Consider the following 8,497-nt stretch of genomic DNA (forward strand, 5'->3'; position numbering starts at 1 on the left):
ATATCGCCCTAATCGATGGCGGCTTCGTTCACGGGGTTACCGGTCAATCAGGCAACGGAAAGCGTCGCGTGCTGCTGAATTGCTTTTTCGGATTTGCGCGGCCAGATCTTGTTCTCTGGTGGACCTGAGTGGATGTCCCCGACCGCGGGTCATATCGGCCTGAGTGGGAGCGCCGCGGCGAACAGAAGCCACAAAAGCTCCTGAACCGTCTAGCAGGAGCGGGAAGTAGTCGGCGGTGGCCAGGGAGGCGCCGCCGACGTCGTCCTGATTGTGGGCGATACAGGTGCCGCCCCTCCGGTGTTCAGCTTTGATTGTGCCGATGACGGGCTCGACCGCGTGGCGGTTCCCTTGTCTCGCGATTCATTTCCGGTGTCATGTTCCACCTAGTGCTGAAAACTCCAACCTGGGCTTTGCGGCACGTTGTGCCAGGATGCGCCGGCTACTCAGGGCAGAAGAACTCTTCACCCCAGAACTGGGTATTCGGGTCTCTCCACCCAGGGCGCGCCAGCTCCTCATCCGACAGACTGAAGGTGTCTTCGGGATCATATCAGACGGCCATCAGCCGCATCGGAATTCGGCGGTTCGCAATTTGGATCACGTGAGACTGGGGAGCCAATTTACCGCAAATATGCACTTTTGAAAGGACGTCCAAATGTCTCCGGTGGAATTCACAGCGGGCGCTGCAAACGCCAGTCATTTCCGCAACACCGCTTCGGTCATTGATCGGACGCGAATGCATTTCGAACGGGCTCACCAACGTGGTCTCATGGGTGTTTACGGGCGGTCTTTAGAGGGGAGGGCGGTCATGATCACGGAGGGCGAGCGTCGAGGCGATACCATGGCCGACTACGTACGTTGTTGCTACCTCGGCTTGGACAATCATCCAGCTATCGTTGCAGGCGCGGTTGCCGCGATAAAGGAATACGGATCACTCCACTGGTCTTGTGCACGCACGCGCCTGAATTTCGGACTCGTTGGTGAACTTGAGGGATTGCTTTCCCAACTCTTTGGGGCGCGGATTATTACTTACTCGACGGTTATGATTGCCAACATGGGCGCACTGCCAATCATCGCCTCCGGACATTTAACGGGAGGTCAAAGACCTGTCATGGTGTTCGACCGTCTGGCACATGCCTCGCTTGCCTTTCATAAGCCAGTTGTGGCCGAGGAGACCCAAGTCGAGACAATTCCTCACAATGACCTCGATGCTTTGGAGCAGCTTTGCCGCAAGCATCCAATCGTCGCTTACGTCTGCGATGGCGTCTATTCGATGGGCGGCTTCGCGCCGATCGAAGGGCTTCTTGAGTTGCAGGAAAAGTATGGCCTTTTTCTTTACATCGACGACGCACACGGAATTTCACTATTTGGCGAAAGTGGCGAAGGTTTTGCGCGCTCGCAATTACCCAACGAGCTAGGTGAGCGCACGATCGTCGCGGCGTCCCTCGCCAAGGGCTTCGGCGCGTCGGGCGGCATGCTCATGCTGGGAACGGCATATCAAGAAGAGCTATTTCGTTGCTACTCCATTCCGCATGCCTTCTCGGCTTCGCCCAACGTTGCAGCTGTCGGTGCCGCTATGGCCTCGGCGAAAATCCACCGCACGAGCGAGCTCAGGGTTCGCCGAGATCAATTGATCGACCGCATCGCCCTGTTCGACGATCTCATCAACACAGATCAGCGAGGCGCTCCTCTGCCAATTCGCATGATTAATGTGGGCGATGAATTTGCGGCTATTGATTTCGCAGCACGCCTATTCGATGATGGCTTTTACACTTCCGTCACGTTCTTTCCGACGGTCGCTCGGGGCCATGCGGGCATACGCATCTGTCTTACAGCGAGTCACGATCTGTCAGACTTGGCGCGGCTCTGTAATAAGATTCAGATCCACGGACAATCCGTGTTTACCGCAACAGAGGAGCCTCACTGAACACCAAGAATTGTCAGTCGTCCGTGAACAACGAGATTAGTCAGGCTTCGAGTCCTCTCGGCTGACTGGGCTGCGATGAGAAGCCACAAAACCTGTGAACCAGTTGAGCAGGAGGGAGAAGTTGTAGCCGGCGGCGGCGTTGAGGGCGTCGCCCTGCTGGCCGGCGAGGAGTTGCGGCTCATCCGGTGCTCAGCCTTGATGTGGCCGATGCTCTATGGGCTTGCGAGCGTGTGGCCGCCATAGGGATTGCCGGGCAGCGCTTTTTGCATGCAGGGCGAACTGGCCGCCCGGACGCTTCAGCGTGGTGGCCACCGACACCTTCCCCCCGAACTCGTAGGGCATATGCGCCTTCCCTTGCCAATGCATTCCACCTCGTGCGCGTGCAGGCAGTAGATCTTGCGGACGCGCTGGCGCTGACGTTGCTGGAGAACGGTGGCGGCCTGGTAGAGCGGCCATTTGAAGAGCGCGTCCAGCCCCGCATTGCCGGCGATCTGGCGACCAATGTCGCGAATGGTCCGGCCGACATAGTCTTGAGCCTGCGCAGCGCCTTGTTGGCCCGCTTGAACTGCTTGGCGTGGGCATAGCGCTGGTGGCTGATCAGCGCCAGCTTGCCGACCCGCACATAGCTCTGGCGCAAATGGAGGCCCGTCCTCTTGGCCAGCCGCACCAGCCGCTCGCGCGCCCGGTGGATGAGCTTGGCGTCGGTCGGGAACATGACGTTCTTCGGCTGCACGGTGGTGTCGGTCCTCGGACTGATCCGGGGATCACCTGGCGCGTGTCGGCCGGCTTCATCGCCCCGGTCTTGACCGCAAGGCTGAGTCTCGCCTGCAACAGCGCCACGATCCGCTCCTCGCCCATGCGGCTGCGCCAACGCGTCATCAACGAGCGGTCGAACGGCAGCGTATGGCAAAAGAACGTCTCCCGGTGAGATACTGGAAATAGGGGTTCTCCACCCAGCGCTCGCACAGCACCTCGTCGGACAGGTTGAAGGTGTGCTTGAGGATCGCCAGCCCCGCCATCAGCCGGGTCGGCAGCGGCGGCATGCGGGGGCCGTCCGAATAGACCGCGCCAAAACGCTCCTCCAGCATCGGGCAGTCGATCGCATCCGCCAGCCGCACCAGCTCGTGCTTCATGCTGATGATCTGGTCGAGCCTGGAGCGGAACAGGTCCTGCTCTCCCGTCTCGCGCTTCTCGCGTGGCCCCGACATTCGCCGTCCCTCGATTCGCCCGCCGCCGGCCGAGCGAATCACGTTTCGGTTACAGCGTCTATGAAGCGCCCCGCCCACTTGTCTGATTCTAGGAAGGCAGACTATGTACAAAGGGCCGATTCAATTTGAATTCTAGAACAATCGTCATGCCACTCCATATGTAGCAAACCATTTAGTATGCGAAGGATGCGACACTTCCCGCTCTCGGGACTGGTCAACATGAGCTGAAAAAGGAAGGCTGCGACTTCGCAAAGCCCGGCGTGAGACTGGGCTGCTTGCGGAGCCGTCATGCCTTTGATCATCTTGTCGCAAAAAGAGCTGCCGCTCACGACCGCATCGCTCTCGGCGAATCAAAGAGCACGGAAAACGTGTATCGGATCGGGCACACTCACCATCGTAAGCTGCCATGACAGGTCGAATGTTCGCAAGTGCGACCTCGGCAAGCTGCGAGGTGGCGACCTTTACGTACAATGGCGTTGTGTTGATGCTTCGGTGCCCTAGAAGATCGATGACCTCGTTGACCGGCCTTCACTGCTTGACGAGCTGGGTAGCAAGACTGTGGCGCAGGAGATGCGCACCTGCGACTCGCCCGAGTTCAACCCCGCCATGTCGCAAACGCGCATTTGAATGCTGCCACGGGCGGCGTGAAGGACAGGAACAGATACGGACTATCCACCTTCGGTCGAGCGCGCAGGACGTAGTCGGCGAGCGCGGCGCCGGTCTCCTCGAGCGGCGGCGCCACCCGATCCCGCTTGCCCTTGGTGCGCCGGACCGATACCTCGCCAGCACGCCAGTCGATATCCTGCAGCTGAATGGCGCGTAGCTCACCGTTGCGAATGCCCGTCGTGGCGAGTAGCAGCAGGGCTCGATCGCGGATGTCGACGGGCGTCGTTGCGCCGATCGCATCGATTGTCGCCGAAGGTCATCCCATGAAGACGCGGCGGCAAATGCGCCAAACCGCTTTGATGGGTCCGCGGCTTCGGTGCCGGCGAAGCCCTCCGCCTCTACCTGCTGGCCATCCAGGCCCAGAAGCAACTGGTCCTCGGGCAGGCCCTCCGCCCTTGGCCCGAAGCGATAGCGCTGCAACTCCTTGATGATTTGGCGGAGCCTCTCATTCTCCGCACGCGCGGCCAGAAGCATCGCCTGAAGCCAAAACCTCGAGGCGTTGACGGCTGAGCACGTCCTCGCTGCTGTCGAGCATCCGCTGTCGCTATCGGCCACCACCTCCCGCCAATGAGGCGTCCTTGGAACGACGCGGCCGAGATCCTGTCATGGTGGCCTTCGGATGTGAGAAGTCGCCGCCGTGCGCGTGATGCCAGGGCTCGCTTGGCTTGACCACGGCCCTGTCCGAAGGCAGCCTGTTCCAGGCGTTCGCCATGGCCCCTAGTGCAGCAGGTCCGTAAGTTCGCGCATGCGCAGAATGTGCGGGAGTGGCCGGCGCCGCGTCCTTCGTCACTGAATGGTTTGTGCCGCCGGCCGACAGATTAAGAGGGGGCGAACTCACCGCCGTTGACATCGATGATGGCGCCGTTAATGAAGTCGGAATCCGAGCGAACAAGAAACTTAATGACGCGGCTGATGTCTTCGGGCCTGCCGAGCCGGCCGATCGGGATCCGCGCGAGTGCAGCGCGGTTTCCGGGCCTCTCGGGCGGTCCCGTCATATTGCTTAAGACACGGCCAGGGCAGATCGTGTTCACCGTGATACCAAGCCCGGCGTATTCGCTCATGATCGACCGGGCGAGCCCTGCAAGCGCGCTCTTCGAGGCAACGTAGCTCGCTCCGGCGATCTTCGGCTGCGTACGCGCCGCGAGTGAACTGATCAGGACGATACGGCCTTGCCGGGCTTCCGCCATACCGGGCAACACCTCGCGGCAACAGAGGAAGGCGCCCGTGAGGTTCACCCGGATAACATCATCCCATTTGGCAAGCGGCATATGGCCGAGAGCGACACGCTGATCGTTTGGACCTTTCGGCGAGTAGCCAGCATTGCAGACAAGCGCGGATACCGTTCCCCACCGCTCGCGGACATTGGCGAAGAACCGGCAGACGCCGCGTTCGTCACGGAGGTCGACCGTGTCGGCGTGGATATTCCAAGCTGGAAAACGGGCGCGTAGATCGACAGCGGCAGCCTCCACCCGCTCTCTCGTCTGGCTGAAGAAAGCGACGCGCCAGCCAGCGTCGATTAGATGCGCGACGGTCGCAAACCCGATCCCGGTTGCCCCGCCGGTGACGACCGCAACGCCCATTGATTTGGTGTTTTCTGTCGTCATCAAACGGAACCCACGTCGCGCACGACGTTCTGGTCAACCGCGCCGCCGAAAAGGGAAAGAGCAGGATGGGCGTTGGGGGCGGCGACGACCTTGACTAGCCACGGCCTTTCAGAGGCGAGCGCCTCGAGAGCAGGCCCTATGTCGTCCGGTACCCTGACGACGGTCGCGCCGCAACCGCACGCCCGGGCGATTGCTGCGTGGTCGACTGGAGCGAAATGGCAGGCGCTCGTACAGGGTCCTAACGGCATTGCTTCGGCATGCCTTTGGAAGCCGAGCACGCCATTCTTTAGCACGATTACGACGACGGACACGCAGTTGCGTACCATCGGCGCGGCGGCGCCACAGGTCGATGTGTTGGAGGATTTGACAAAGAGCGTTGATCGTGACCGCAGCATGGACCACGAGGCACAGCGCCTCGTAGGTGCAACCGACCTCGGTTGGATCGACGCCGATATGGATGTTGCACGCGCCAGGCGTGATCTGGCGCCAACTGTCTGTTCCATTCTGGTTGGTGCGCGTTCCGACAGGCTCGCCTTGAAAGCCTCCGGAAGTGATGGCACGAGGATGGCCGCGGGCGGCCCGTTTTGGGTGGTAACCACTGCAATCCTGCTTAAGACGCGTTCAAAGTCGTCTGCCATGGCGCCCCCCATCTTCTCCTGCCGGTAGGCGAGCTGGCGGGATGCCAATCGTACCGCAGGCGAGGAGGACGGCAGACGGCAGGCTCTGGCCAAACAAGGGCTTCAACGCACGCGCGATCGCCTGTGCGACGGTTTCTTCCATGATCTAACCCGTGATAGTGTCGAGGAGCGCCGCGCGCTGAATTAGGAAGCGGTCGAAAGCATTTGCGACGAAGGCGATCTCATCCTCCCCCATCGGTGTTGAGAGGCAAGCGGCGGCCGCTTTGGGCAGAATGATGCCTTCCGTGGCGAAGAAGCGAGTTAATTCCGTCATCACGGCCACCTCCTGTAGGGTAAGGAAACTTTCTCGGAACTCTCGCGGCGGCTTGCGCCGCGGGTGAAGGCGAAAGAGGGAAGTGGCTCCAGTGACGCTGAAAGGGGCGCCGTGCCGCGCGATGATGCGTTCGAGCCCGTTTCGCAGTTTGTCCCCCAGCCGCTCGAGGTAATCGAAGGCAGCGCGGTCGAGGGCTTCCATCGCGGCGAGTCCTGCTGCCATCGAGAGCGGATTGGCTGAAAAGGTGCCGCCCTGCGGCAGAGCAGGACCGCCTGATGCGGCCTCGAAGACTGCCATCACCTCGCTGCGGCCTCCGATCGCGCCGATGGGGAGCCCGCCGCCAATGATCTTGCCGAGCGCGAAGAGATCGGGGGCGAGCCCATAGAGCGCAGAGGCGCCTTCGTAACCCTGTCGGAGGTTGAGAACCTCGTCGCTGATAACAAGGATACCGTGACGACGGGCCGTCTCTTGGATGGCGGATACGAAATCCGGCGTGGGCGAAATGAGCCCACTGCGGCTCGGCATGGGATCAACGAGGACGGCTGCGAGACGCCCTGCATGTTCCGTGATCAGCCGGCGCGCGCCCTCGGCGTTGTTGAAGCGCAAAATCACAACGTCATCGAGCACAGCTGGCGGCATGCCGCGATAAGAAAGAGTGGGCGCGGGATGTTCGGGATCGCCCCACGTTTGAGGCGTTGCAGCCTGGCTGACCTCGACCCAGTCGTAGGCGCCGTGATAGGCTCCCTCGATCTTGGCAATGGCGGGACGTCCCGTGAACGCCCGCGCCGCCTTAATCGCAAACATGACCGCCTCGGTACCGGTATTGACGAAGCGGATGCGGTCAAGATGCGGAATTCGGGCGCAGAGAAGCTCAGCAAGATCGATTTCAATCTCGGTCGGGTTGGCGAAGCAGCATCCGCTTCTGAGCTGCTGCGTCACGGCCTCGATCACGGGCGGGAAGGCGTGGCCATGGATGAGGGTCGTGAAGTTGCCGTTGAGGTCTAGGAGACGACGGCCATCAACGTCGACAAGAAACGCACTCTCTCCGTGATGCATGTAGCGGGGAATGGGATCGCGCTCGATAGTGATCCGCGTGGTGCCGTCCGGGAAAACCCTGCGCGCCCGGCCGAAAGTCTCGGCAGAACGGGGTCCGACGAGCGGAGGGGGGGGCAGGGCTGGTTGCTCTAACACCGCGGCTATCCTCTTGCTGTGGCCTGGGAATTACTCGCGCGACATAGCCGCCGCAAAAAATCAGAAGACAATTGTCCACCGCAGATAAGTTCAATTGCCTAGAGGTTCCCAGAAACAAAATTAGGTATCATTCACTTTGCGACGACCGCACTTGATTTTGCACTACAAGTTTCCTCTTCAATAGCTTCCCCTGGTGCGGCGACTTGAGGGGCTGATGATTGTCTTTGTTCACGGAAATGGAGAGATCGACCAACTGATTAAGTTCACCGCACGCTGAATTATCGCCTCGGTCCGGACACGGTCGGGTGAAGCGGCTATGACATGTCCCATGCGATCTCGATAGTCGCCTTTCCTCACGATAGGGGTATTGGGCTCGACACAAAATTGCACCTCTGCGACACCCGGTACAGCAGCAGCCTGACTGCCGCCATGGATCCAATCGACGATGCCATCACGGTCAGGAATTAGGACCCGGACGGCCACAATGTGTGAATGCCTTCTGCGCAAATCCCATTCGTGGCCGACGGCAAGCTTGATGTGTTCGGTGATAAGATCGACTCCATAAGCCAGCCGAACCAATTGAGAACCCGTCCCGCCCAAAAGTCGCGGATTCACTTCAATGACGACAGGGCCAAGCTTCGTCCACCGGAGTTCAACATTCGTGGGACCCCAGCCAAGGCCGAGAATTCGCAAGCAGCTCAGCGAAACGTCGGCGATTCGCTCGTGCTCGTCATCTGTCAGCGAGGCTGGCTGGGTGCCGCTATGAAAGACGAAATGCGGTGGGGGGCCGTAGTCAGCGGCGGCAATCGCAACGACCTCATTTCCCATTATCTGAGCGATATAATGCGGACCATTCGCGTATTCTTCAACAAGTATCCTCGGCGAAGATCGCCAAATGTGCTTCCCACCCAATAGGTAGGTGGTATGTTCGGCTAACTCATCGACGGTGCTGC

General features: G+C 60.4%; 5 protein-coding genes and 3 pseudogenes. 1 reads left to right on the top strand and 7 read right to left on the bottom strand.

Translation table 11 applies throughout. The features are described from left to right. The first annotated feature begins 652 nt into the window (after positions 1-652). Positions 653-1,924, top strand: a complete 1,272-nt coding sequence (locus EOB49_RS31310) for an aminotransferase class I/II-fold pyridoxal phosphate-dependent enzyme (protein WP_126080648.1) — start codon at positions 653-655, stop codon at positions 1,922-1,924. A gap of 36 nt (positions 1,925-1,960) precedes the next feature. On the opposite strand, the pseudogene EOB49_RS31315 reads toward EOB49_RS31310, so the two are convergent. The 7 genes and pseudogenes from EOB49_RS31315 to EOB49_RS31345 form a co-directional block, all read right to left on the bottom strand. Then, positions 1,961-3,132, bottom strand: a pseudogene (locus EOB49_RS31315) (IS5 family transposase). A gap of 595 nt (positions 3,133-3,727) precedes the next feature. Next, the gene (locus EOB49_RS38165; protein ID WP_348627501.1) at positions 3,728-4,042 is read right to left on the bottom strand and encodes a tyrosine-type recombinase/integrase; all 315 of its coding nucleotides are present in this window, start codon (positions 4,040-4,042) and stop codon (positions 3,728-3,730) included. Positions 4,043-4,089: 47 nt separating this feature from the next. Next, positions 4,090-4,272, bottom strand: a pseudogene (locus EOB49_RS38820) (transposase); the annotation flags it as partial. A gap of 344 nt (positions 4,273-4,616) precedes the next feature. Further along, positions 4,617-5,402, bottom strand: coding sequence for a 3-oxoacyl-ACP reductase FabG (gene fabG, locus EOB49_RS31330; RefSeq protein WP_126080649.1), 786 nt, complete (start codon positions 5,400-5,402; stop codon positions 4,617-4,619). Continuing rightward, complete coding sequence (locus tag EOB49_RS31335) at positions 5,402-6,052, bottom strand: thiamine pyrophosphate-dependent enzyme (protein WP_348628204.1); 651 nt, start codon at positions 6,050-6,052, stop codon at positions 5,402-5,404. The genes fabG and EOB49_RS31335 overlap by 1 nt, the downstream gene beginning before the upstream one ends. Positions 6,053-6,185: 133 nt before the next feature. Next, a complete protein-coding gene (locus EOB49_RS31340; RefSeq protein ID WP_245466456.1) occupies positions 6,186-7,544 on the bottom strand; it encodes an aspartate aminotransferase family protein in 1,359 nt (452 codons plus the stop codon). A gap of 228 nt (positions 7,545-7,772) precedes the next feature. Further along, positions 7,773-8,497 (bottom strand): annotated as a pseudogene (locus EOB49_RS31345) (hypothetical protein); the annotation flags it as partial.

Source organism: Mesorhizobium sp. M7A.F.Ca.MR.148.00.0.0, assembly GCF_003997735.1.
Classification (GTDB): domain Bacteria; phylum Pseudomonadota; class Alphaproteobacteria; order Rhizobiales; family Rhizobiaceae; genus Mesorhizobium.

What these genes read in the sequence shown, in the direction of transcription:
- EOB49_RS31335 (WP_348628204.1), bottom strand. Translation starts at nt 6,052, where the DNA reads ATGGGGGGCGCCATGGCAGACGACTTTGAACGCGTCTTAAGCAGGATT.
- fabG (WP_126080649.1), bottom strand. Translation starts at nt 5,402, where the DNA reads ATGACGACAGAAAACACCAAATCAATGGGCGTTGCGGTCGTCACCGGC.
- EOB49_RS31310 (WP_126080648.1), top strand. Translation starts at nt 653, where the DNA reads ATGTCTCCGGTGGAATTCACAGCGGGCGCTGCAAACGCCAGTCATTTC.